This window comes from Ruegeria sp. BE9, assembly GCF_056538765.1.
This window is the reverse complement of the sequence record NZ_JBQFTS010000002.1, coordinates 580,155-604,570: the sequence shown is the minus strand read 5'-3', so window position 1 is coordinate 604,570 and position 24,416 is coordinate 580,155. Positions and strand designations below refer to the sequence as shown.

26 protein-coding genes and 1 tRNA gene are annotated in these 24,416 nt (G+C 55.4%); 9 read left to right on the top strand and 18 right to left on the bottom strand.

The genetic code is table 11. The features are described from left to right. Window positions 1-4: 4 nt before the first annotated feature. On the bottom strand, window positions 5-379 hold the full coding sequence (locus ACR0EO_RS09620; RefSeq protein ID WP_480689292.1) for a hypothetical protein: 375 nt from the start codon (window positions 377-379) through the stop codon (window positions 5-7). Window positions 380-495: 116 nt separating this feature from the next. Next, window positions 496-942: a DUF302 domain-containing protein gene (locus tag ACR0EO_RS09615; protein WP_480689290.1), complete on the bottom strand. Its 447-nt coding sequence runs from the start codon at window positions 940-942 to the stop codon at window positions 496-498. Window positions 943-1,189: 247 nt separating this feature from the next. Here ACR0EO_RS09615 and ACR0EO_RS09610 point away from each other — a divergent pair, with 247 nt between their 5' ends. From ACR0EO_RS09610 to ACR0EO_RS09595, 4 genes are all read left to right on the top strand, one after another. After that, window positions 1,190-3,403 carry a fused MFS/spermidine synthase gene (locus ACR0EO_RS09610; protein ID WP_480689288.1) on the top strand — a complete coding sequence of 738 codons (2,214 nt, stop codon included), beginning with the start codon at window positions 1,190-1,192 and terminating at the stop codon, window positions 3,401-3,403. A 100-nt stretch (window positions 3,404-3,503) separates the two neighbouring features. Beyond that, the gene (gene hisF / locus ACR0EO_RS09605) at window positions 3,504-4,265 is read left to right on the top strand and encodes an imidazole glycerol phosphate synthase subunit HisF (RefSeq protein ID WP_480689286.1); all 762 of its coding nucleotides are present in this window, start codon (window positions 3,504-3,506) and stop codon (window positions 4,263-4,265) included. Next, on the top strand, window positions 4,262-4,579 hold the full coding sequence (locus ACR0EO_RS09600) for a phosphoribosyl-ATP diphosphatase (RefSeq protein ID WP_480689284.1): 318 nt from the start codon (window positions 4,262-4,264) through the stop codon (window positions 4,577-4,579). The genes hisF and ACR0EO_RS09600 overlap by 4 nt, the downstream gene beginning before the upstream one ends. Before the next feature lie 72 nt (window positions 4,580-4,651). Beyond that, a complete protein-coding gene (locus ACR0EO_RS09595; RefSeq protein ID WP_480689282.1) occupies window positions 4,652-5,218 on the top strand; it encodes a hypothetical protein in 567 nt (188 codons plus the stop codon). Between the two features lie 4 nt (window positions 5,219-5,222). On the opposite strand, the gene ACR0EO_RS09590 is transcribed toward ACR0EO_RS09595, so the two are convergent. The 3 genes from ACR0EO_RS09590 to rlmB form a co-directional block, all read right to left on the bottom strand. Continuing rightward, window positions 5,223-5,693, bottom strand: a complete 471-nt coding sequence (locus ACR0EO_RS09590; RefSeq protein WP_480689280.1) for a CoA-binding protein — start codon at window positions 5,691-5,693, stop codon at window positions 5,223-5,225. 198 nt (window positions 5,694-5,891) lie between these two features. Next, window positions 5,892-6,344 (bottom strand): YHS domain-containing (seleno)protein, encoded by a 453-nt coding sequence (locus ACR0EO_RS09585; protein WP_480689278.1) that lies wholly within the window; start codon window positions 6,342-6,344, stop codon window positions 5,892-5,894. Window positions 6,345-6,739: 395 nt separating this feature from the next. Then, complete coding sequence (gene rlmB, locus ACR0EO_RS09580; RefSeq protein WP_480689276.1) at window positions 6,740-7,513, bottom strand: 23S rRNA (guanosine(2251)-2'-O)-methyltransferase RlmB; 774 nt, start codon at window positions 7,511-7,513, stop codon at window positions 6,740-6,742. Between the two features lie 116 nt (window positions 7,514-7,629). Here rlmB and ACR0EO_RS09575 point away from each other — a divergent pair. Continuing rightward, window positions 7,630-7,713, top strand: a tRNA-Tyr gene (locus tag ACR0EO_RS09575). Window positions 7,714-7,747: 34 nt separating this feature from the next. Here ACR0EO_RS09575 and ACR0EO_RS09570 read toward each other — a convergent pair. The 7 genes from ACR0EO_RS09570 to ACR0EO_RS09540 all read right to left on the bottom strand — a co-directional run bounded on the left by ACR0EO_RS09570 (window position 7,748) and on the right by ACR0EO_RS09540 (window position 15,632). Continuing rightward, a complete protein-coding gene (locus ACR0EO_RS09570) occupies window positions 7,748-8,869 on the bottom strand; it encodes an alanine racemase (RefSeq protein WP_480689274.1) in 1,122 nt (373 codons plus the stop codon). Continuing rightward, on the bottom strand, window positions 8,866-10,113 hold the full coding sequence (locus ACR0EO_RS09565; RefSeq protein ID WP_480689272.1) for a D-arabinono-1,4-lactone oxidase: 1,248 nt from the start codon (window positions 10,111-10,113) through the stop codon (window positions 8,866-8,868). The genes ACR0EO_RS09570 and ACR0EO_RS09565 overlap by 4 nt, the downstream gene beginning before the upstream one ends. Before the next feature lie 86 nt (window positions 10,114-10,199). Next, window positions 10,200-10,721 carry a DUF2478 domain-containing protein gene (locus ACR0EO_RS09560; RefSeq protein WP_480689270.1) on the bottom strand — a complete coding sequence of 174 codons (522 nt, stop codon included), beginning with the start codon at window positions 10,719-10,721 and terminating at the stop codon, window positions 10,200-10,202. Between the two features lie 71 nt (window positions 10,722-10,792). Then, entirely contained in the window at window positions 10,793-11,458 is a 666-nt protein-coding gene (locus ACR0EO_RS09555; RefSeq protein WP_480689268.1) for an NnrU family protein, read from the bottom strand. A gap of 106 nt (window positions 11,459-11,564) precedes the next feature. Next, window positions 11,565-13,625 (bottom strand): ABC transporter permease, encoded by a 2,061-nt coding sequence (locus ACR0EO_RS09550; protein ID WP_480689266.1) that lies wholly within the window; start codon window positions 13,623-13,625, stop codon window positions 11,565-11,567. Continuing rightward, the gene (locus tag ACR0EO_RS09545) at window positions 13,622-14,671 is read right to left on the bottom strand and encodes a quaternary amine ABC transporter ATP-binding protein (protein ID WP_480689264.1); all 1,050 of its coding nucleotides are present in this window, start codon (window positions 14,669-14,671) and stop codon (window positions 13,622-13,624) included. The genes ACR0EO_RS09550 and ACR0EO_RS09545 overlap by 4 nt, the downstream gene beginning before the upstream one ends. Before the next feature lie 10 nt (window positions 14,672-14,681). Continuing rightward, entirely contained in the window at window positions 14,682-15,632 is a 951-nt protein-coding gene (locus ACR0EO_RS09540; RefSeq protein ID WP_480689262.1) for an ABC transporter substrate-binding protein, read from the bottom strand. 417 nt (window positions 15,633-16,049) lie between these two features. Here ACR0EO_RS09540 and ACR0EO_RS09535 point away from each other — a divergent pair, with 417 nt between their 5' ends. Then, window positions 16,050-16,712 carry a DNA-3-methyladenine glycosylase I gene (locus tag ACR0EO_RS09535; protein WP_480689260.1) on the top strand — a complete coding sequence of 221 codons (663 nt, stop codon included), beginning with the start codon at window positions 16,050-16,052 and terminating at the stop codon, window positions 16,710-16,712. Between the two features lie 41 nt (window positions 16,713-16,753). Then, window positions 16,754-17,440 (top strand): hypothetical protein, encoded by a 687-nt coding sequence (locus ACR0EO_RS09530; protein ID WP_480689258.1) that lies wholly within the window; start codon window positions 16,754-16,756, stop codon window positions 17,438-17,440. 3 nt (window positions 17,441-17,443) lie between these two features. Here ACR0EO_RS09530 and ACR0EO_RS09525 read toward each other — a convergent pair whose 3' ends face one another. Next, the gene (locus tag ACR0EO_RS09525; protein ID WP_480689256.1) at window positions 17,444-17,848 is read right to left on the bottom strand and encodes a c-type cytochrome; all 405 of its coding nucleotides are present in this window, start codon (window positions 17,846-17,848) and stop codon (window positions 17,444-17,446) included. A 92-nt stretch (window positions 17,849-17,940) separates the two neighbouring features. Between ACR0EO_RS09525 and ACR0EO_RS09520 the strand changes: the two genes are divergently transcribed. Continuing rightward, window positions 17,941-18,378, top strand: coding sequence for a DMT family transporter (locus ACR0EO_RS09520; RefSeq protein WP_480689254.1), 438 nt, complete (start codon window positions 17,941-17,943; stop codon window positions 18,376-18,378). On the opposite strand, the gene ACR0EO_RS09515 is transcribed toward ACR0EO_RS09520, so the two are convergent. The 3 genes from ACR0EO_RS09515 to ACR0EO_RS09505 form a co-directional block, all read right to left on the bottom strand. After that, on the bottom strand, window positions 18,362-19,048 hold the full coding sequence (locus ACR0EO_RS09515; protein ID WP_480689252.1) for an ABC transporter ATP-binding protein: 687 nt from the start codon (window positions 19,046-19,048) through the stop codon (window positions 18,362-18,364). The two genes, ACR0EO_RS09520 and ACR0EO_RS09515, sit on opposite strands and share 17 nt — an antisense overlap. Then, window positions 19,041-20,336, bottom strand: coding sequence for a lipoprotein-releasing ABC transporter permease subunit (locus tag ACR0EO_RS09510; protein WP_480689250.1), 1,296 nt, complete (start codon window positions 20,334-20,336; stop codon window positions 19,041-19,043). The genes ACR0EO_RS09515 and ACR0EO_RS09510 overlap by 8 nt, the downstream gene beginning before the upstream one ends. A 66-nt stretch (window positions 20,337-20,402) precedes the next feature. Continuing rightward, window positions 20,403-21,389 carry a DUF6492 family protein gene (locus ACR0EO_RS09505; RefSeq protein WP_480689248.1) on the bottom strand — a complete coding sequence of 329 codons (987 nt, stop codon included), beginning with the start codon at window positions 21,387-21,389 and terminating at the stop codon, window positions 20,403-20,405. Window positions 21,390-21,726: 337 nt separating this feature from the next. On the opposite strand from ACR0EO_RS09505, the gene ACR0EO_RS09500 reads away from it, so the two are divergent. Beyond that, window positions 21,727-22,086, top strand: coding sequence for a hypothetical protein (locus ACR0EO_RS09500; protein ID WP_480689246.1), 360 nt, complete (start codon window positions 21,727-21,729; stop codon window positions 22,084-22,086). On the opposite strand, the gene ACR0EO_RS09495 is transcribed toward ACR0EO_RS09500, so the two are convergent. Both ACR0EO_RS09495 and proS read right to left on the bottom strand, forming a co-directional pair. Continuing rightward, window positions 22,083-22,976 carry a glycosyltransferase family 2 protein gene (locus ACR0EO_RS09495; RefSeq protein WP_480689244.1) on the bottom strand — a complete coding sequence of 298 codons (894 nt, stop codon included), beginning with the start codon at window positions 22,974-22,976 and terminating at the stop codon, window positions 22,083-22,085. The two genes, ACR0EO_RS09500 and ACR0EO_RS09495, sit on opposite strands and share 4 nt — an antisense overlap. Further along, complete coding sequence (gene proS, locus ACR0EO_RS09490; RefSeq protein WP_480689242.1) at window positions 22,960-24,300, bottom strand: proline--tRNA ligase; 1,341 nt, start codon at window positions 24,298-24,300, stop codon at window positions 22,960-22,962. Before proS ends, ACR0EO_RS09495 begins: the two co-directional genes overlap by 17 nt. Window positions 24,301-24,416: the final 116 nt, after the last annotated feature.

The following is a 24,416-nucleotide window of genomic DNA, read 5'->3' as shown; positions in this document are numbered from 1 at the left end:
CGGACTATTTTAGCGTCCAGTTGTTCTTTTGGGGCTGCCCGTTTTTGTACGGCTGCAGCTCCTTTTCATTTATGCGAACGAACTGAAAGCACCCGGTCCAATCGCCGGTCTCTTCACACCATTTGTCGCCGTCTACGTACCATTTGCCTTCATATTTGTTGCCACCAAAGTTGCCAGCCAGCTTGCCCTTTTTGCGGCCCGTACCATAGGCCTGAGCCCATTGCGTTTTGTTGTCCTGGTTCGAAATGGCATAAATAGTCGAACCCGGAATGGTTGCCAGCAGTTCCTTTTGAGTCATGAAATCCTGTGCGTGCGCTGTACCAGATACGGCCAGAAAAACAGCGCCTGCAATCCACATCGTTTTCAATGAAGGTGTCATGGATGGTTCCTCCTAAAAACTGTCTGAAATGCGGAAATTTACCATAATACTGGTAATCAAACAAATTTCAGAGGAAGGAGCGCGCCGGCAATCCCGCTGCCGGCGCTAACATCAACCTACTGTGCCGCGACCGAAGTCAGCTTGGCCAGGGCACCGCGCATCTTTTCGATAACGGGTGATTTTTCGACAGCATCAAGCTCATCCATTGTTTCTTTTGGGTCTTCGTAGGTCAGCCAGACCTGCCCGTTCTCATCCTCGTAAGCTTGCACTTTCAGGGGAAGAAAAAGGCCCGCGCGCGGATCGATCTGCATAGCAGGTGTACCCAATGCCGGATTTCCGAAAATCAGCACCTGATTTGCCGGAATAGTCATCCCAACCTTTTCGGCGCCTGCCGCATGATCGATGCGTGCAAAGACTGTTGCGCCCGCATTGCCCACAGCAGCCTCGAGTGCGTCCAAGGCTTCGGACACCGATTTATCTGTTTGTACTTTGATGATGTCGTCAGCCGTGGCGGACATAGCCCCTCCGAAAGTTAAAAATGTAGCCAATATCAGATTGCGCATTTTGGAATCCTCTTGTGAACTGCGACCTAATTTTCACAGCTTTGGTCCTTTCGGTATTCACAAGTTCGGCATCGGCCGCGTGCTGCCGGTCCTGCCACCCAAAGGCACCGCAAATAGATATGTTGCCTAAAGCGCTATTTTGAAGACAAAGCTGAAATTTACTACTTACTGTACTCATATTGACCAAAATTGGCCGCAATCGGGAATTATTCAAACGCGACGTTAGATGCGGGCAGAGGTTTCAGAAGTGAGCATTTCAACAACAGGGTTTTCGACAGGGTTTCGTCTGCGCTTGGTCGCAGTCCTTGTGTTCTGCGCAACTATTTTTCTAAGCGCCAGCCTGCTTTTCTTTGTACAGCCATTGTACGCAAAGCTTGTTCTGCCCAAAATCGGCGGTGCCCCAGCTGTGTGGACCACAGCAATGCTGTTCTTTCAAGTCGTCCTCATCGTTGGGTATATCTACGCGCATCTTTTGACGAAATGGCTTTCGCTACGTTGGCAGTTGATAACACACGTAGTGTTCTGGCTGACGGCTTTGACCTTTCTGCCTCTGTCTACAAGCGAAAGCTGGACATATGACGCATCGAGTTCCACTGCGCTGAAGACGCTTGAGCTTTTCGCTGTAGGAGTCGGCATTCCTTTTGCTGTTCTGTCGGCAAACGCCCCGCTGCTGCAGGCTTGGTACGCACGCTCGGGCGGGCCGTCAGCCGATGATCCTTACTTTCTGTATAGCGCCAGCAACGTCGGATCGCTGCTCGCCCTCTTGGCCTTTCCGCTGGTGGCAGATCCGCTTTTGGGCGCGCGCCAAATAAGTAATATTTGGTTCGGGGGTTTTGTTCTCTTTGGCTTCCTTCTTGTCTTCAGCGGTTTGATTGCTCTGCAGGGGCCGAAAACCGAAGAAACTGCGGCAAAACCCGATGTCCCAGCGAAGAAGCTGGATAAAAAACAGATCGCTATCTGGATTGGTATCGCATTTGTGCCCTCGTCCCTGATGCTTTCAATCACAACGAAGGTCAGCACCGATCTCGGGTCTATTCCATTGATCTGGGTGGTGCCTTTGGCGATCTATATCCTGTCGTTCATTCTGGCCTTTGCCAAATGGGAACGGCTTACAACGGTCAGCCTTCAAATTCCTACGCTTGTGGCATTGGCCCTTGGTGCGGTGTTGTTGTCCAATGTCGTGTCGCAGGAAACTGCCCCCCTCGTCGTACTGGCCTATGCTCCAGTACTGTTCATCATCGCCCTGTTTGCACATCGACTATTGTTCGAGCGCCGCCCCCCTGCCGAACACCTGACGGTCTTCTATATCGCCCTTTCTGTTGGTGGCGCGCTTGGTGGGCTGTTTAACTCGATCATTGCCCCTACTGCATTTAGCCATGAGATCGAGGCCCAACTGACTTTGGTACTGGTGGCTGGCTTGTTCCTGCTGCAACCTTGGACGTTTGCGGCCCGTCAAATCACGATTGGTATTGTGGCCGGTCTTGCCGTTCTCATGACCTTCGGAGCGGTTGGCGGTATAGAATTCCTTGGCCAAGGTCTGCTTCGCGCCTCAATAGCCTTCTTGGCATTGGCCACCATTCTTGTGCTGTTTCGAAACGACGCTTTGCGCATCATGACTGTGGTCATGGTTGCGATGCTGCCGACCTTCATAACCACTGACGCCGCACTGTTCCAGGATCGCAGCTTTTTCGGCACCCATCTGGTTGTTTCCGAAAATGACTTCCGGATCTACAACAACGGCACCACCACACACGGCCTGCAACGAGAGGAAGACTTTGGAACAAAGCCTACTCCGATGTCGTACTATCACCCTAACGGACCACTGGCGCAGGTCATTACGTCCGAGTTTGGAGATCAAGCTGATCACATCGGAATCGTCGGTTTGGGTGTAGGAGCGCTGGCCTGCTACAAAAAGCCTCATCAAACTTGGTCCTTCTTCGAGATCGACGCCATGGTCGAAAGCGTCGCGCGCGATCCGTCCCTATTCACCTATCTCTCTGAATGCGCACCTGACTCTCAGACTCACCTCGGTGATGCCCGCATCGTTCTGGATCAGAACGAGTTTGAATTCGATATTCTAGTCTTGGACGCCTACAGTTCGGACGCCATTCCCCTACATCTGGTCACGCAAGAAGCCGTCCAAATGTACATCGACCGACTTTCGCCCGATGGGGTTTTGGTCTTTCACATCTCGAACAGGTACTACGACCTGACAGCCCCGCTCGCCCGGATCGCAGACAGTTTGAACCTGCACATTGCGTCGCAGTTTTTGAAAGCTGCTGTAGACGATGACCAAACTGGCGCTTTGTCCACCCACGCTGTGATTATGGGGCCTGACAAATCACGCATCGATAGCTTTGTGGCAGACGGAAGATGGCAACCATTGGTGTCAGACGGCGCCCGCCCTTGGACGGATGATAGGGCTAATCTGCTGTCTGCACTCAAAATGCTGCAGAATTAAGCTAAACCCACCCGGAAACATCCAAACGATCTGGCATCCATTACACATCTGGCATCGGCAGGCCTTTGTCGCTAGAGGTACGGCAACAAAGGACGCCGACATGCTTAAAACCCGCATCATTCCCTGCCTGGACGTAGCTGATGGCCGAGTGGTCAAAGGCGTCAACTTTGTTGGCCTGCGTGACGCAGGCGATCCGGTTGAGTCAGCCAAAGCTTATGACGCTGCCGGAGCAGACGAAATCTGTTTTCTTGATATCCATGCCACGCATGAAAACCGGGGAACAATGTTTGACGTGGTTCAGCGCACGGCAGAACAGTGCTTTGTACCTCTTACAGTGGGTGGGGGTGTACGAACCAAAGACGACGTGCGCGCCCTGTTGTTGGCGGGCGCCGACAAGGTCAGCTTCAACTCGGCCGCCGTGGCCAACCCGGACGTAATAGCCGAGTCGGCAGATCAGTTCGGCAGCCAGTGCATCGTCTGCGCTATTGACGCCAAAACCGTCAGCCCGGGTAAGTGGGAGATCTTTACCCATGGCGGCCGCAAGCCGACTGGCATTGACGCTGTCGAATTCGCAGAAACCGTCGTCGCCAAAGGGGCCGGAGAAATCCTGCTGACGTCGATGGACCGCGACGGAACCAAGGCTGGGTTCAACCTGCCCCTGACCCGCGCGATTTCAGACGCTGTGGACGTCCCTGTCATTGCTTCGGGCGGGGTTGGTAACTTGGACCACCTTGTCGAAGGCGTTACCGAAGGCGGTGCCAGCGCCGTTCTGGCTGCTTCTATTTTTCACTTCGGCGAATACACCATTCGCGAGGCCAAAGAACACATGGCTGCCGCTGGCATCCCGATGAGGCTGACATGAGCATTCTGCACGAACTCGCCGCAACGATCGAAGATCGCAAATCCGCCGCTCCCGACTCGAGCTGGACCGCGAAATTGCTGGCAAAAGGTCCTGAGAAATGTGCCGAGAAGTTCGGAGAAGAATCCGTCGAGGCCATCATCGAAGCGGTAAAAGGGGATAAGTCAGGACTGACTTCCGAGGCCGCGGACGTGCTCTACCACCTATTGGTCATGCTCGCAGCCAGAGACGTGGCATTGGATGATGTGCTGGCCGAATTGGCACGGCGACAAGGCACCAGCGGAATTGCCGAAAAGGCCTCTCGACCCCAGGGATAAACAGCCGGGTTTCTTCAGCCTGAGTGACTGTCTAAGATCGGGCTTGTGGTTCACAAATCAAAGGGCACAGGAATGATCAGAGCATTGGCTTTTGTACTGGCCCTTGTGACACTTGCGGCGTGTTCTGCACCTCCGCCATCCACCGGAGACGAGGTCCAGCGGCTCGCCAGCGAAATCCGCAGCCTAGGCCCGGATATCGACCCAGAAGAGGCTGATCGCGCCGCACGCATCGCTTACTCCTACACTGCGCAATTAGTGCAGGAATACGAGATCACAGACCCACCGCTAATTCACAACGCCAAGGTCAACAAGGGACTGCGGCCCCGAGGTCTTTGCTGGCATTGGGCTGAGGATATCGAGCGCCGATTGAAGCAGGAGAATTTCCAGACCCTTGAGCTGCACCGCGCCATTGCCAATGCGGATAACGCGTTCAGAATCGACCACAGCACTGCCATCATAAGCCGCAAGGGCGAGACAATGTATGATGGCGTGGTTCTTGACCCCTGGCGTTATGGAGGAGTGCTGTTCTGGTCGCCACTCGTGGAAGATACCCGGTATGAGTGGGTTCCGCGCAACGTGGTGCTGGAAAAGCGCCGCTTGGAAGCGGTAGCGCGATTGAATCCCCTGCCCGCCAGCTAAAACTTCACAGCTTGGAAGAGATCACACCGGTGGCAAACCCACCCATACGGAGCTCTCCAAACAACCGCTGATATTCGATCTTTGGGCAGCGGTTCATAACAACATCAACGCCACGTGCCTGCGCCTTTGCGGCAGCATCTGCATGCTCGACCCCGATTTGCATCCAGATCGTTTGCAGATTTGGAAAGGCCGCCAGCGCTTCGTCTACGATCGGAGGCACTGCCTCAGACCGGCGAAAAATATCGACCATATCAACCGGTTCTGAGATATCTGTAAGAGAAGCTCTGACCGTTTGCCCAAAAAGCTGCGTCCCAGCATGCCCCGGATTTACAGGGATGACTTTGTACCCTTTGAGAGAAAGATATCGCGCCACATAGTAGCTGGGCCTTACGGGATTCATTGACACCCCAACAACGGCAACGACTTTTGTGCGGTGCAGGATTTCTTTGAGAAACTGGTCTGAATACTCGGTCATGCGCTCACCCTAGGCCGAGTGCGCAAAAGAAAAAAGCGCCCAGGTCTTACCTGAGCGCCAGTTGTTGGAACGAGGGACAGTGAAATGACCCGCGGCAGTTCCGTTCCGCGGTCACTGTGACATTTAGGCATAAGTTGAGAGAAAAAAAGGGGGCGCACACTTTTTTATGATGACACGCCATAAAAGGCGGAAATCTGCCTATTGCTCGTACAGAATAACCGGCCAATGCGCCTCGGCCATGCGGATGTATTCGGTCGGCGCATCACGCCACATTTTCTCGATCGCCTGAGAGTGCGTCAGGTACAGGCGACCATCAATCACCTGCCAAGCCGTCGGGTCCGTACTGACCAACCGACCCTGCGCCATTGCATAGGCACAATATCCGCCGAACTGTGGGGCAAAGGCCCGAGGATTGCGTTCGAACGCATCACGGTTCTCGGCGGTCGCGAAATGCCATTCAGCACCCTTCCAGACGACCGCATATTCCGCCTGACCACGAACAGGAGTTTCTCCACCATAGTAGGAAACCACATCATAGCCCGCCATCGCGGCCCCTTCGGTTTCAAAATATACGGGTACGTCCTGCGCGTGCGCAGCATTGGAAAAAGCGGCAGCGGCAACTAGGCCGAAGAAAACTCGTCTGGTCAGCATCGGTGAATCAGGGTCAAGAACACTAGGGTATCAAGATGCAATTTTTGAGGCGCAGTGGAACCCTGCTTAACGCGGTTGTGATCACGTGTGTCGCAGACAGCCCACCTTAGTCAAAGACGTCCTCGATCACATCCCAGGCCTCATCCAACACACGAGAGAATATGCCCTTTTTCCTTTTTTTCTTCTTTCGTGGGCCTTCATCCTTGGAGTAAGTCCGCTTCGTCTTAGTCTCGGACATTTTCCGCTTTGGAACATTTTTGAGATCATGCAGCGGGGCACCACAACTGGAACAGCTGAGCTCATGACGTTGCTGCCCCCTCAGAACCAACGCAGCGCGTGTTCCGCAGTAGCAGCAAGTAGCGATTTTTGACGGGCCGGAAATGGGTCTCTCCTGTCTATCTGTGCCTTGATGCATATAGGGCAATTGCGGCAGCATTTGAGACGTTCAGGGACCCAAACCCACCCGCTGCGTCGATTTTAACCAGTTGATTTACGGTTTCTTTCGTTTTTTGCCGCAGCCCGGGACCTTCGGCCCCCAAAACCAGAGCCACTGGCTGATCGAACTTGCCATCCAAGGCCGATTCGATTGTGGCTTCGGCCTCACCGTCCAAGCCCAGCACCAGAAAACCCATATCCTGCAACTCAACAATCGCGTCGGCCAGATTGCGTACTCTGAGATAGGGTTGGCGCTCTAGTGCGCCGCTGGCCGTCTTTGCCAATGCGCCGGTTTCAGGTGCCGAGTGGTGTCGCGTACCGATCACGGCACTTGCGCCCAGAACCTCGGCAGAACGCAAAATCGCGCCGACATTGTGCGGGTCAGTAACCCGATCCAACAGAATCACCCGGGGATGCTCTCGGCCGATGCAGTTCTCGGCCAGCCCACCCCAATCCAACGGCTTGACCTCAAGCGCGGCCCCCTGATGCACGGAACCTGGATCAATAGGGGCTGAAAATTTGCGAGGATCAACGATTTCAGCCTCGATGCCAGCAAAAGCGATAGCTTCGGCCAGTTTATCGCGCGCGTTTCGCGTAACGATTAGGCGCAACTTTTGCCGATCAGGGTTCATCAACGCGTCTCGAACCGCATGCAGCCCAAACAGCCAGACGGTTTCCGCAGCAGCCGCTTTTCGCGCCTGTTCCTTTTCAACGACCCACTTGGGTTTCTTCATTTCTTGGGCCTCCGGGCCGGGAATTCGGTTTCCTGCGCCAAAGCAGTATTTTCCTGTTGACGCTCCTTTAGAGCGCTAGTAATCACGCCTCCACGTCAGGTGCAACGCCTGACAGTGGGCGACAGGCCGCAAGGTGTGGCAGGGGACTGTAACTCCCTCGCGGAGACGCACGCCTGGTTCGATTCCAGGGTCGCCCACCATCTTCTTCAGATGGTGACAAAGTGCAACAAGCCGTTAGTTCGGCAGGCATTCCCATTCTGCAATCACTTCCCCTCCCCTAAAAGCCAACAGCGGCCCGAATTGGTTGAGAACTGCCTCGCTTTGGGTCGGTCGCAAAAGCGCAATGTCACCGGGCGTGATCGCGGCAGACTGCGGACCAGTCCAAACCTCCTGATTGGTTGAGCGGCCAAATATCGACGAATATTCAAAACCTTCAGGGAAAACAGGCTTAGCCCGAAAGTACCCGCCGAAAATCGCAAGGTCTGTCTTTCTTCGGCGCAGAAAGTCCAAGCCCGGCAGCAAATTTCCGGGCATGGCTTTGAGAATCGGAGTCGCTATGAAAGCGGCGGGTTGGAAGCCCTTTGTCGTAGCGTGGTCGAAGTCAGTAGGTTTGACCAATACGGAGCCAAAAGCCACTTCGTTAGCTGGACTACTCGAATCGTATGATTGAAAGGTCAGGCTGCCACCCGTGTTCAAACAAAGCTCGTCCGAGGTTTTTGGCAGATCTGCGACTGCTCTCTTGAAAGCTTCTCCACAATATCGAACTGCCCTTTTTTTCAAGAAGGCCGGCAACTTGGCCAGATGGGCCTCATACCCCATCACTCCGGACAGTTGTAGTAAAGGATTCGCGTCGATTTCCTTAGCAATCTCTCCCACTTGATCCGACTGGAACCCGCCGCGATGCAGGCCAATATCGACCTCCAGCGAAAGGCGCAGCGGCGCCTGTCTTGCATTTGCGAGCTTATGATACTCCTGCAACCGATCGCGCGTATCGATCAGCCATTGAACCCTTGCCCCTGCGTCGGGGCATGTACTCAGAACCCGCGCCGCTGAACTGACAGGTAGCGGTTTTCCGATCAGGTGGTCTGTATTGGGTTCATCCTGCAAAAGCCTTTGCAACATCGTCTCTGAGAACGTCATCAAACCCGAGGTCGGTATTCGTTCTCTGATGTGATCCAAAAGGGGCAGGCAGGGCAAAGATTTGGCGACCAAGCGGCGTTTTAGTACGGCCTCTGTATTTTGTGAAACTTGGTCGCAATTGCCATCCAACCGGTCCAAATCAACCACAGCAACCGGACTATCGACGCCGTAGGCGCGCAATGCCACTGACAAGTTACGGAGATAGTCGTCCGTCATGGCCGGAACATCTTTGCAAGCGCAGGCGTCAGGAACTTTCCTTTGGGGTCCAGTTGTTCGCGTAACGCGCAGAAACGGTCAAAGTCCGGGTACAGGTTTGAAAGGTCTTTGAAGGTCAGGTTGTGCATCTTGCCCCAATGCGGCCGACCTCCGGCTTCGACAAACAACGGTTCGATGGATGAAAAGTATCGTGCATGATCTTCGGCGGCGTCGGTGTGGATCGCGATAGAAATCCTGCGCCCCCCCTGGAACGGTGACAAACAGGCCGCATCCCCCGCCGTCTGACGAACTTCGATCGGAAAATAGATGTCTTTGTGATCGCGGTGCAAACGGCTCAAGACCTCCTGCAGAACATCGCCAGCCACGTCGGGTGGTAGATGGTACTCCATCTCATTGAACCGGATATGGCGATCACTGCACAATACCTTCCAGCTTTCGCCAACATAGTCTTCGTCAGACTGGGCAAGGGTCAGGAGTTTCAACAGCATGCTGCGTAACCCGCCATTCAGCCGACCAACATTCCTAGCCAACTTGAGCACTTTGACGGCAATCATGTCCAGATCACGCGGCGCTTTGGTCTCGGGTGCGTCCGTCAGTGCGTGCCGAATCTCGACTGCCTTGCCAGTGAATGGAATGTAAAAGAACTCAAAGTTTCGGCTTTCAGCCCAGTTCAGATGCATATTCGAGAGAGTATCGGCCAATGGGCTTAGCCGAACCTGACGACGCAAATTGTATTTCGGCACTACATTAATCTGAGCTTCGGTCAAAACGCCGAGCAGTCCCAATGTGACTTGGGCCATTTCAAGTGGGATGTCGTCGGTGGAAAGGACGTCCCCGTCTGCTCCGACTATTCGGGCCGCAGTAATTTCAGCCGACAGACAAGGCATCTCTTGCCCTGTACCATGCGTCGCAGTCGAAGCCGCACCAGCAAGTGACTGGGCGTTGATGTCCCCAAGGTTTCGGAAGGCCAAGTCCTTCTCAGCCAGCGCCGGAGACAGGTCTCGAAGACGCGCGTTCGCGTTAACCCAGATCCTGCCTTCGTCGGCGTGTCCCAATGTCGGCAGGTCCAGATCCGTCAGGTCAAGAATTCGATCCCCGCCGGCAACGATCGGCGTAAAGGAATGCCCGGCCCCTACAACACGCAGGCTTTGCGGTTGCGCCACGGCATCCTGCAACTCGGCAATCGTCTTAGGGCGCGTGATTGCCGTGCTCGTAATCTGGTTCCCTGCCCAGTTTGTCCACATGTGCTCTCTCCTCTGGAACAGAGGATTGCAGCACGTGGAAACCGTAACAAGTCAGGATTACAGAGAGTTACCTAACGAAATTTGCCTCAGGCGGCAGCTGAACGCTGTGCGGACACGCGCTCGAACCAATCCGTGATGGCCTTAACCTCTGGGGTGATCTCTTCGGCCGCGCCGTCCGTGAACGCATCGAACTTTTCTTTGTTCAATCCATTCACCCCGACAAGCACGGGAATACCTTGAGCCAACGCCTCAGCGATAACCGGGCGAAAGCCGCGACCGTCTGCTTCGTGTTTGCCAAATTTGTTTATGATCAGAAGCTCTGGCATATCGGCCAACGACGAGGTTACGTAACCCACAGCCTGCTCCAGCGCAGCTGGGTCAAGTCGGCAGCCACGCGACTGCGTGCCAAGAGACTGTGAAATACGGATCGTCTCACCTTCTGGCAGTACACGCACATCCATATCGCATTTGCTGCTGTCAGCGCATTCGGTGTTTGTTTGCACCACTCCCGCCAATCGCGCACCCGCGCTCAACAGGTTCTCGGCAGCCGCGCTCAGCAGTCGGTCGGTGGCGCCGCGGTCGGTAGTTGTAACATAGGCCAGGTACATTCAGAGACCCTCGTATTGAAACTGTGACAGATGAGATAGCACGCAAAGCCCCGTCCGGCCACTCCCCGGCTTTAAGGCAGAGGAGAAAGACCAATCACAGGTGTGTGCAGGTGAAGCAGAATCGCGTAAGCGGCAAGAGATGCCAGCCAAATCCAAAGAGGTGGCCATGGTTGAGGTGCGCGCATCGAAAACCGCGCAGTGTTACGGGATAAGCGCGTCCATTCAGCACCCATATCACGGGCTTTACGACGGTCGATCAACGCCATGCCCATCGCGGCAAATCCGGCAAAAAGACCAAAAAGTATGACATGAGATAGACTGCCGTTGGCCAGCAAGTGCGCTCCGGCCCACAGCATCAGTGCGGCCAGAATCGGGTGGCGTGTGGTCCGCAGGATACCCGGGTTTTCAGGATCAAAAGCGCGTTGACCCAACCCGCCGAACGAAAACGGGTTCTGGATCGTTAGCCCCGCAATCGCAAGCCAGCATACGATTGGCATCACAAGCAAGGGCACCCAGCGTAAAATTGTAAAGGGCGGGATAACTTCGACGTAGGGCGCCTTTGCGGCGGCGATCACCAGCCAGCCTAGAACCAGCAGCGACAACGCAGAATAGGTCGCAAAGTAACCGCGTCGTCCCAGCGTTTCGATCAATCGACCGCGCACGGTCGGCCGTGCGGGAATGACGTGCGTTAGCATGAAGATAAACAGTGCTAAAAAGAAAAAGCCCCAACCGGTCATGGTCCTCTCCGAACGTGTTGCGCCCGGTTTAAACCTCGGATGGGGTGCGGTCTTTGTCCGAAGTCAAGTTGGGTAAAAGGGGCGGATGAACCGCCCCTACCCCGTTTTACAAGCCCAGCGCCTTACGGCGCTCTTCAGCAAACCCTTGCACCATTCGGTCGGCGATCAGTGCAAGTATGGCCATCGCTGCCCCGGCCGAGATGCCCAGACCAACATCTGCCTGCCCCAGTGCCAGATAAATCGACTGGCCCAGACCGGTGGTCCCGATGAGCGCAGCGATCACCAGCATCGCAAAGGCATAAAGGATGGTTTGGTTCAGCCCCAGCAGGATGGTCGGAGCCGCATAAGGCGCACGAACGTCGCGCATGATTTGCCACTCGGTCGCGCCGCTGGAAATGGCGGCCTCCATCATCTCTTCCGGCGTATTCACCAGCCCGTGCCGCGTGTAGCGGATCATCGGAACGATCGCATAGGCGCAAATCGCCAGAAAGGCCGAGAACTCACCAATCTGGAACACCATCAGAACCGGGATCAGGAACACGAACAGAGGGATCGTCTGCAGCATGTCACAGATCGGGCGTACAACTTTCCAAACCGGCTCCCAAACTGCACTAGCCAGACCGATCAAGCCGCCAACCACTGCACAAGAGAATACGGCCGCGCCACTAAGATAAAGCGACAGCAAGGCACGTTCCCACAGACCGGACACGAGGATCGTACAGAGCAACCCAACCGACAGGGCAGCCAGACGCCAGCCTCCTGCCACGTAGCTGAGCGCAGCGGCCCCGGTCAGGACGAAAGGCCATGGCAGGTTCGCTATACCGGTTTCAAGCATTCCGATCAGGATCAGAACGACCAGCCCACCGGTCAGGTGACCACGCCACGCCATCAGCGCAGCGATCACGGCAGCTGCGGCAAAGAGGCCATAGCTCATGCCGGGCGTCCACTGGAAACCCCATGTGAAAGGCAGAACGGCCTGATCCAAACCGATCCGCAAAGGCAAGAGCACATAGAACAGAGAGTTGTTCTTAAGCGCATCCAGCCAAGGACCGTTGTTTTGCGTGAATGCGGTCAGGCCACTGTCGACCGCCTCAGCGAAGGGGTCCAGCAGGGTCAATTCCGAAGGGTTCGGCAGCCAAGCCCAGAAGGCAGCGGTGAACAGGACAGTAAAGCCCAGAACCGCCCAGACAACGCGTTGGTCATAGCGCTTGCGTTCGGTGGCCAGAGTGCCGCTCATCCGGTCGATGACGACGGCGAAAACAACGATGACCAAACCAGCCATCAGTGACTCACCAAACTGCGCCTTGCGCATAGTCAGCAGCACTTCCCAGCCGATATCGTTGAACCCGCCGATAACGGCGGCAATGATGACCATCGACAGTGCTGCCATCAGACATTGGTTTACACCAACCATGATCTGCGTGGCCGCGGCGGGGATTTCGACCTGAAACAGCTGTTGGAACCGAGTGCCACCAGACATGATGGCCGCTTCTTTGATCTCGGATTCAACGCGCTCAAGCCCCAACATTACGTTGCGCGCCATTGGCGGCGCCGCGTAAATGGCCGAGGCGATCAGACCCACGACGGGACCAAATCCGAATAGTAGCAACAAAGGCGTCAGATAGGCGAAGGTCGGTACAGTCTGCATGACATCCAAAACAGCCTGCACAAATGACTTCACGCGCGGCACTTCGTTGGCGAGGATGCCAATGCCGCCGCCGACTATCAACGCGACCGGCACGGAAACGGCAACCAGCGCCAGCGTGTTCATACTCTCGGCCCAATAGCCCGAGGCCAGAACGAAGCTAAGCCCAAAGAACCCAAGCGCCGCCATTGGAAGGCCGCCCAAGTACCACCCCAGCGCCGTTACCAGACCAATCAGAATGGGCCACGGCGTGTTTGCTAGAACAAAATTAGCCGCATCCATCGGGTAGGTCATCAGATCGGAAAACAGTCGCATCGCTGGTTTGATGCCGTTCAAAAACCAATCGAGGAATGCTCCAACCCATTGCGTGGCAGGCAGCTCCCACCCGGTTGGCCATTTGACCAGCCACGGGGCCACGCCCTCAAGCGCCAAACAAAGCGCGCCAACTACAACTGTGATCAGCGCCGCTTTGGCCCCTACCGTCAGCCGAGTCTGCGCAGGAATGTCTGTGACGGCAGTCATGTCTCTTCCACCTGCAACGCTGCGGCCAGGTCAGACGGATGAACGGTGCCCACGATGTTCCCTGCCTCATCGCGAACTGGCACTGGTTCATACAGTTCCATGCAATGGGCCAGAGCCGCGTCCAGCGTCATCGAAGTGGTCAGCCCCGGATCATCGGGACCACGTTCAGAGTCATCGCGCATGACCGAGGCAACCTTGGCATGCTGCCCCTTGGCGACGTCCTTCGAGAACTCGCGCACATAGTCATCGACCGGGCGCAGAACGATATCCGTCGGCGTCCCGATCTGAACGATCTTTCCGTCACGCATGATTGCGATACGGTCCGCCAGCTTCAACGCTTCTTGAATATCGTGCGTGATGAATACGATGGATTTCTTCAACGTCGCTTGAATGCGTAGGAACTCATCCTGCAACTGGCGACGGATCAGTGGATCGAGCGCCGAGAACGGCTCGTCCAGAAACCAGATATCGGGGTTCACAGCCAGACTGCGGGCGATCCCCACACGCTGGCGTTGACCGCCCGAGAGCTGACGAGGGAAGCTATCCTCGCGCCCTTCCAGACCGACCAGAGAGATCACTTCCTGCGCGCGAGCCAGACGTTCTTTTTTACCCACGCCTTGCACACGCAGCGGATAAGCTACGTTTTCAGCAACGGTCATGTGGGGAAACAGACCAAAGTGCTGGAACACCATGCCCAGCTTTTTGCGCCGCAGTTCGGTCAGAGTTTTCTTTGATGCGCCAATTACGTTCTCACCATCCACACGAATCTCGCCACCCGTGCCGGGCAGCAGTTGCGAGATACAGCGGATTAGCGTGGATTTTCCCGATCCCGAAAGGCCCATGATGACGAAAAGCTCGCCTTCTTTGACTTCGAAATTGGCGTCCTGAACAGCCGGGATAAACCCGTTTTCGCGCAGATCGGTGGCGGCTTTGTCGGCGTCATTCCCTGACCGAGCCAACGCGTCGGTCAGGGCTTTCTCAGCGCCGGGGCCAAACACCTGCCAGAGACTCTGACAGGCGATGGCTGGCGTATTTGCGTCAGTCACTTAAGAGGGCTCACTGAGTTGCCGCGTCAACGACCGGACGCCACTTGCCTTCGTTCTCGGCCATCCATGCCGCGACGACCTCTTCAACCGAACCGCCATCGACGTCGATAGCGCCCATCATCGGCTGCTGGTCTTCGACCGCCAGCTGATAGTTGGTCAGGATCTCGTAAGCAGCCGGCCACTTGTCTTCCATGCCACTCCAGCTGGCTTTGAAGATGCGCGAGGGCGAGAAGTCGCAATCGTTCACAGCGTTCGGGTTCGGGCCCCATGCCGGATCGGTAAAGCACGCCTCTTCGCCTGCGGGCAGCTCAACGAACTGAACGTCATAAGCCGACATCGCCCAATGAGGTTGCCAGAAGGTGATCAGCAGCGGCGATTTACGCTCGGTCGAAGCACGCAGTTCGGCGATCAGGGCACCTTCGGAACCTGCAGGAACCGCTTTGAAGGGAAGCTCAAGACCGGTCATACGGTCGGCACCAGGCGTACCCCAGTCAGCCGGATAGTCGACCAGACGGCCACCGGGCAGTGTTTCCGCTGTTGCGAATACCTGAGCACAGTCCTTTAGCGCTTCCCATGCGGGCAGGCCCGGGCACAGATCAGCGACGTGCGCCGGGTAAGCGATACCTTCTTTGGCATCCAGACCCAGATCGCCGATCTCGACAACGGTGCCCTCGTCGATTTTCTTGGCGTATTCGTCCGAAACGTTCGACGACCAGATTTCCAGCGTCGCATCGATGTCACCATCAGCCAGCGCCTGGAACTGGTTCATCATACCCGCGGTCACGTACTCGACGTTGTAACCCGCAGCCTTCAGCATTTCGCCCGCGACATGCGTGGTTACATGCTGGCCGGTCCATTCATTGATCGCAAGCTTGATCGGTTCGTCCACCGCGCCCATGTCGGCTGCATAGGCGGAGCTGGCGACAGCCATAGCCAACAGGCTTACACTGAGTTTTTTCATCGACATTCTCCCTGTCTTGTTTTGTTTTTGCCACCCCGAGGGCTGTAAACACCCCGGAGGGCATGTCGGATGACAATACCATGTCGCAACATGCACAAAGTTAGCCGGAAAAGGAAAGTGAACAGTTCGAGAAAAGGTGGGATCCACCACCATATCGCGAAACCTACGTCTCCCCCCCGCTACGCCGTACAAATTTTCCGCCGACCATGTTTGTCATGTTGTTCTCAAGCGGAATCTTGATTGACGAGTCAATCATCCATCAAATTCCCTTGATTTGTCGAGCATTTCTTTGTGGTTTTTGTCAGTTTTTCAGCGTCACCCTCGTTTCTACGGGGCTAGAAAGGCGTGATTTCTATTGGAACCAGTCCTTGCAACGCCACTCGCTTGCGGCAAATCTGCGGACGGAGGACGCAACACATGCATCATTTCGATGAAATTTTCACAATGGCAGCCAACCGACACGGAGGTCCGGAAGCGCTAGACAAAAAGCTAAGCAAACCCAAAAGCATAACGGAGCTGGAGGCAATTTCAGATGACCGTTGGCTCTCCATCATAACCAAGTGTATTTTTCAGGCTGGTTTTAATTGGAAGGTCATAGAATCCAAATGGGACGGTTTCGAAACCGCCTTTGACGGCTTCGACGTCGGGCGTTGTGCCTTCATGGACGATGAAAAATTCGACGCCTTGTTGCAGGATACTCGGATTGTGAGAAACGGCACGAAAATTGCGGCGGTTCGAGATAATGCTGCCTTTCTTCTAGAGCTCCGGGACGAAGGTGGCGCAGGTCACGTTCTTGGAGGCTGGCCTTCGACCGACTATATCGGCTTGCTGGCAATGCTGGCCAAGCGTGGTTCAAGACTTGGCGGAGCCTCGGCCCAGTACGCCATGAGATTCGCAGGGCGGGACAGTTTCATCCTTTCGCAAGATGTCACCGCCCGGTTGATCGCAGAAGGTGTGATCGATAAGGCTCCGACTTCTAAAAAAGCGATGCTGGCTGTACAGAACGCATTCAACACTTGGATGGATCAATCTGGCCGGTCCCTAACTGAAATCAGCCGGGTTTTAGCAATGAGCCTGTGAAAACAGGTTGCAGGTTGGTTGCTTCGTATTAGGCTTTGCCTATGACGCTCCGCATTTTGATGATGTCTCTTTTTCTACTCGCCTCTTGCGGTCGTCCGCTGACGGAGCAAGAGCGCTTTTTCGCAAGCGATGTTCAGGGCGACACCTTGAACCTGGATCGGGTTCGCTTGGTCGAGGGTGCTCCTGTTGCGCCGATCACCTTTTATCGCAAGTCCCGCCCGCGCCTGGCCTGCCGCGAACGCATTCTACCACCATCCGAAGAAGGCATAGTCACCGCGACACCCGCCGCCGTCGCGTTGTTCAACAAAGTGTATTTCACCGAAGACTGGTATCTCGAAGACTACATGTCCGACTTCCCGGAACAGATGAACCTGCTCGCAGCAATGCTGTTGGCCCATGAATTGACTCACGTTTGGCAATGGCAGAATCGGAAAACCACCGGGTACCACCCCTTGCGCGCCGCGGCCGAACACGGTGGCAACAAAGACCCCTATTTGTTCGACATCGAAACCTCATCTGATTTCCTATCTTACGGATACGAACAACAAGGTGCGATCGTAGAGGAATATGTGTGCTGCCGCGCGCTGGATCCGGCCGCCCCTCGGACTCAACGTCTGCACACTATGCTCGGGGAACATTTCGACCTCTCGCCACTACCGCAAAACCGGCGCGAAAGGGATATCGTGATACCATGGGCCGAAGCCGAAATCGACGGTATCTGCCGTTAAGGGCTAGGTTCCCTGCAGCGTTTCTAAATAAGCAACCAAGTCGACAATTGGCTGACTTGTCAGGATAGGTTGGCCATCGGGCGTTTTCATGGAGGTGTCCTGACCATCGAAGTACGGCCCGTACACCGGCATTGGGCTGCCATGGCTTACCAGGGGATCACGCCCATCGATCCGCGCGACGACCCGTGCAGTTGGAAATACGCCGTCATCGTCCGCCAACTTGGTCAAATCCACCGGCTGGATAACTAGCACCCCCGCCATCGGGCCTTGCCCTGTAGCATCGATCCCATGACATGTTGCGCAATAGTGCTGGTACAACTCGGCCCCGGTCTCGACGTCCTGCGCGGCAACCTGAGAACCCATAGCCACAATTCCGATTGAAACAGCACTTAGCAGCGGTTTGATCATCGCATCCTCCTGTCACGATTGACAATTGCAGGGTTGCCGGACGAACAGCATGGCGCAATGATCCAGATCAACGAAGTTGGAGGACGCAGGCAATGACCCAATACGCAGCAATAATGCTGGCCGCTGGAATTGGAGTTCCGATCCTCGCGGCCCTAAACGCCGCACTGGGCAGAATGATCGGCTCACCAACGACGGCGGCAGTCGTTTTGTTTGCCATCGCATTCGGAGCGTCGGCGCTGGTCATGTTGTTCTTTCCCGGCCTCGGGGCTTTGTCAAAAGTCGCACAAGCCCCGAAACACCTATTGTTGGCGGGGGTCCTGATCGCGTTTTATGTATTGTCGATCACCCATGTCGCCCCCCATTTCGGCGTCGGCAACGCTGTGTTCTTTGTTCTACTGGGTCAGTTGATCAGCACCGCAGCCATTGACCACTTTGGCCTGTTTGGCGCTCAGGTTACACCGCTCACATGGATTCGCGCTGGAGGGATCGCTGTAATGGCCGCTGGGGTTGCAATTACTCAACTGGCTTGAGCATTCCGCCGTCCAGTCGAAGCTTGCGATCCATCCTTGAGGCCAGGTCCATGTTATGCGTGGCGATAAGGGCCGAAAGGCCTTCATCCCGCACCAGAGCCATCAGCGCGTCGAACACCTGATCCGACGTTTCCGGATCCAGGTTACCTGTCGGCTCATCAGCCAAAAGAACCCGGGGCTTGTTTGCCAGTGCACGGCAGAAGGCGACACGCTGTTGTTCACCCCCGGACAAAGCTGCCGGACGGTGTTTGGCGCGCGCTGCGACTCCGACACGATCCAGTAATTGCATCGCCCGCTCTTGAGCGGCTTTTTCGGATACGCCGTTTGCCAATTGAGGAAGTGTTATATTCTCTAGTGCCGTGAATTCAGGCAACAAGTGATGGAACTGGTAGACAAAGCCGACGTCCTGTCTCCGCAGGGCGGTCCTGGTGCGATCGCCTTTGCCAGAAACACTTTGGCCCGCAATTTCAACCGTACCAACATCGGGCGTATCGAGAAGGCCAGCAATATGCAGAAGGGTCGATTTACCCGCCCCTGACGGCGCAACCAAGGCCACGGCCTCCCCTGCGCGCAACTCCAGGTCCACACCACGCAGCACCTGCACCTCACCCGGCGTGCCTTTGAGATAGGTTTTGGCCAAACCACTCAGCCGCATTGTCACTTCATTCATAGCGTAGTGCCTCAACGGGATTCAGCCGCGCCGCGCGACGAGCTGGGAAATAGGTGACAAAGAAGGACAAGCCCAGAGACAACCCTACCGCCTTTAGAACATCGGACAGGTGTAACTCTGCCGGTAGAGCGTAGATGCCGCGGATTGACGGGTCCCAAACTCCGCCGCCCATGACGAAGTTCACGAATGAGAAAATCGGGTCTATGTAGATTGCGAACAGGCAACCCAGAACGACGCCCATCACAGTACCAAGGATGCCCGTAAACGCGCCGCAGATGAAGAACACCCGAAGGACCGAGCCTTCACTTAGTCCAATGGTGCGCAGAATGCCGATATCCCGCCCCTTGTTCTTAACCAGCATGATCAGACCTGACACGATGTTCATCGCAGCGATCAGAACGAGGATCGACAGGATTATGAACATAACGTTGTCTTCGACTTCAAGAGCGCGCAGGAACCCTCCGGAAGCATCCTGCCAGGTCCAGATCTGGCTACGCTCACCCGCGGCCTCGAGTATCGGAATAAGGATAGGGGTTAGGTCCTCGGGGTTTTCCACCATCACCTCGATTTCGTCGGCAACGCCTTCGCGATTGAAAAAGCTCTGCGCTTGTTCGAACGGCATATAAACGCGTGTCCGGTCAATATCGTAACGACCAGCCGAAAACACGTAGACCACTCGATATGCATTCACCCGTGGTGAGACGCCCATGGGTGTTTTGACCCCATTGGGCGAGGTAAGCTTGACCACATCGCCCACCGTCGCACCGATGCTGCGAGCTACGCCCGAGCCTATCGCAACCACGTCTTCGCCGTTCTGAAACAGGGACAGATCGCCCGCAGCCTGCTCGCTTTGGGCTACGCCCGGCAGATCCATCAAATCGTCCGGCTGAATGCCAAAGACTTCCACCCCGCTGCTGCGTTCCCGATTGGTGATCAGAACTTGCCCTTTTACTAAAGGCGCGGCGCGCTCTACTCCGGGCACCTGTGCGATGCGGTCCGCGACCCCGTCATAATCCGCGATCGTCCGGTCCAATCGACCCTGAGCGTCGAAGTTTCCGGCAGAATAAACCGTGACATGCGCATTGGCCCCAAGAATGGTCCCAACAAACTCGGACCGAAAGCCAGACCGAACAGCCAAAGTGGCGATCAGCGCAAATACGGCCAGCGTGATGCCTATCAGTGAAATCCATGTCATCACGCTTACACCACCTTCGGCGCGGCGCGCTCGCAGGTATCGCCAAGCGATCTTCCATTCAAAAAGGGCAAAGGGCGAGGGAGTTTTTGCCATGCCTGCTCCGGATGTCTAAATTCGACGCGACCTTTTCGGCATTTCGCCGGATGGTCAACCCGGTTGTCAGCCTGTCAAAGTCGCCGTTCTGATCAGAACATCCTCGGCGTGGGATCGTTCGCAAACACCGCGTGTCTCCAGCTCTTGGAACAGACGGTCACGCAGATCACCGGGCAGGATAGACAAAGCGCGGTTATGAAGCCCCAAAGACAGCGAGCTCGGATGGTCCAGCTGCGCCACTTGCGACGCCAGCTTTTCCGCAGAATATGAAGGCCACAATCCTACGTTCCAGTTGGTCGCACGCTCAAACCACGGGCCGTACCCTTCCGGGGACTTCAGACAAAAGGCATTCATCAGCATGAACTCAGACGGGCGTCGACGCGATCCATAGAGCGACTGAACCGAGCCATAGCGCTCGTTGATTTCATCCAGCAGCGCAAGAACAAGCGAACGGCAAACCGGGAACGGAGTTGAAAACGTCGTTGTTTGCAATTGGCTCAGGTTTGGGTGGGGCACATTCAGCGCATCTAGGCTTTCGCACAGCCAGCGTTTGTGAAAGTCGGTTTGAATCCCGATAAACGGAATGCGCGCTGCGCCTGATGGCGAAAAGAACTCTGACTCTTCGAAAGTACGCAGAAACACGTTTTTAGCGTCGAGTATGACCATGTGCTCAGAGGCTGCGACACGGGCTGCGCCCATCTTCAGCACCTGCTGCATCCGGTAGCCGTTGTTTCCGCGCCAGCCGCCTTTTCGGATTCCAGGAATGCGATAGCGGTTTTCGATAAGCAGTTGGTCCATCACAGTTCGACGCGCACAATGGTCAGCGCCCAACAGAACATCATCGCCGCTGATCAGTTCGACCTTCGATTTCAATGGACCGTAGGCATCCATAAGAGGCTCGATTTTCGCGCGCAGTCCCGGTTCATCAATGTCGTTCATGATCACATGAATCGAAGCAACACTAGCGGGATCAACAAAGCGGGCGAAAGACATCGCCTGTAGTTCCAACAAGGGGTAATCCTTGGAGTACACAACCGTTGTGAAACTTAGCAAAGCGCCGTCCTCTCGATGTTTGCGTCGATGTATCATCAAATTGGTTAATGTCAATTTAACCGCGAATCACTTGCAATGACGAAACGGTGTGCATCGTTACAAATTGGTCGCCTTCTCATTTAGGGAGATCACGAATAAGCGACCTGAACCCTTGGTTGTGACCCCATTCACAGACAACCGGCTATTGTTTCATTTATGAAATCAATGTGGGTTAGATTTGGTGTACTGAACTCAAATTACAACACTTCTGCACGCAAGATTATTTCGTGTTTTGCATATTCTGCGAAATTTTGTCACTCTACATGAGGGGGAATACATTTTAGAGCGGGGGTCGCTCATGAGTATTCAATTTGAAAATAATATAGGGCGCACAATTTCGGCCCGTACTGCTTCTTCAGAATTAGATTGCGAATCCGCAGCCTTGCTGCGCGCCGCGATAAGGCCGGTGTTTTCCAGCGCCGCAAGCTGGAGCAGTCTTGCCGAAGTCCTAAGGGAAAAAGGGTATCGCCTTGCCTTCCGCAAAGGACGGCTTTGTGTCACAGACCGCGCGACCGGCAACCGGGTTTGCGGGCTAAAGTTCCTGGGGTTTGAGTTCAAAGAACTCGTCCGCCGCCTAGGTCGACCGATCGTCGTAGCCCGAGGCAATGAAGCGGATGGAGATATCCTGACAGCACGCCCTTCGGTAGGTAGCGCTTAGAAACTGCGCCAGAACTGAACGGACCGACGTACGCTTTTCCAAAGGCTGTGCCGTGCAGCGGCATTAATTGCATCGGATGTTCCGGACCGGAATAACTGTTCCAGGATAAGTTTGGTCGGCATGTGGCCGCGTCGATAAAATCCCAAAAAATCTTCATGTGTCAGAGATTGGGCAGACCTGAAATCGGCGTAGTGCTTTTCCCAGACCCGAGCGTAATCCTGACCGGTCTTGGTATCGTCCTCTGATGCCCCCCTGCCCCAAAACAGTGAAATCGGTGCATCGATGCGTTCGCCACGGTATCCTTCGGACAACATCCGCAGCATCAGGTCATAGTCGGCGGCAACACGAAACTGTGTATCGTGACAGCCCAGCGCCAGAAACATCTCTCGCTTCAGAAAGACAGAGTTATGACAGAACGGCATCCGTTGCAGTATCGCTGTAAGTGACATCCGCTTTTCGCGTGTTTCCGATCCGTCCTCGTAACGGCGTAGCGTAGAACCGTACAAGAAATCGGGCTTGTTCGTGGTCAACTGCTTAGCTGCAACATTCAGAATATCGTCCGATGCCAGTGAATCATCCGAGTTCAGGAACAACAGGTACTGTCCACGTGCAACCTGCGCGCCCTTGTTCATCGCGTCATAGAGGTTCGCGTCCGGTTCGCTCACAACCCGTGTACGCGCGACATTGGCCGTCAGCTCATTCAGGAATTCCACCGTGCCATCGGTCGATGCGCCATCCTGAATAATATGTTCAGCCTGATCGCACCCTTGACGCGCCATACACTCGATCACTTCGCGAAAGCTATCCTGCCGCCCTTGGGACAGCAGGTTGTGGGTCGCAGTGATGACCGAAATTAATGGCGCGTCGGCCTGATCAGGCGATGTTCTCATAGATCTCAGCGATCTTGGTAACAGCGGCCTCGGGGCTCAGCTCTTCGCTTTCGCCGGTTCGGCGGCAAGTCAACTCGACGACGCCGTTTTTCAGGCCGCGTGGACCAACGGTGATGCGCCATGGCAAGCCAATCAGGTCCATTGTTGCGAATTTGCCGCCCGCGCGCTCGTTACGATCATCATACAGAGGCTCAAGTCCCAAGGCAGTCAAAGCACCGTAGAGCTTTTCGCAGGCCGCGTCGGCTTCTTCGTCACCCTGCTTGAGGTTTACGATGCCGCAATGGAACGGAGTTACCCCTTCGGGCCAGATAATACCTTTGTCGTCGTGGCTGGCCTCGATGATTGCGCCAATCAGGCGACTGACACCGATACCATGGCTACCCATGTGGACAGGAACCGGCTTTCCATCGGGACCTTGCACCGTTGCTCCCATCGCCTCGGAGTACTTGGTTCCGAAGTAGAAAATCTGACCAACTTCGATACCACGCGCCACGCGGCGGCGTTCCTCGGGCACTTGGTTGAACAGAGCCTCGTCATGAGTTTCGTCAGTGCGGGCGTATTTAGAAGTGAACTCTTCCAGAATGGCCTGACATTGCGCCCGGTCGTCGTAGTCAATCTGACGATCACCAAAGGTCAAATCGGTGACTGCACTGTCGTAAAAAACTTCGGATTCGCCAGTTTCAGCAAGCACCAGGAACTCGTGAGTGTCATCTCCACCAATCGGCCCAGAATCCGCACGCATCGGGATAGCCTGCAGGCCCATACGCTCATAGGTACGCAGGTAGCTGACCAGGTGACGGTTATACGCATGCAGTGCGTCCTCTTTGGTCAGGTCGAAATTGTAGCCGTCCTTCATATAGAACTCGCGGCCCCGCATCACGCCGAAACGGGGGCGGATCTCATCCCGGAATTTCCACTGAATCTGGTACAGGGTCAGCGGCAGGTCTTTGTAGCTGCTGACATGACCACGGAAGATATCAGTGACCAGTTCCTCGGCCGTAGGCGTATAGAGCATGTCGCGACCGTGGCGGTCCTGCATCCTCAGCATCTCTTGGCCATAGTCGTCGTAGCGACCGGACTCGCGCCACAGGTCCGCCGATTGCAGGATCGGCATCTGGATCGCGATATGACCTGCTTTGGCCTGCTCTTCATGCACGATGTTTTCCAGCTTACGCAGGACTTTAAAACCAAGCGGCAGCCACGAATAAATCCCGGCAGAGGCCTGCTTGATCATACCGGCGCGCAGCATCAGCCGGTGGCTGACGATCTGGGCCTCGGAGGGGTTTTCCTTGAGAACGGGCAGAAAGTAACGGCTAAGGCGCATTGTATGACCTTCAAAGGTGAGAATTCGACTGAAAAGCTGCTTATTCCAAAGCCCCGCCGGGGGCAATCGGCCATTGGTGATTTTGCGACCCTTGGTCAGTCGGTTTTTTGATTGAC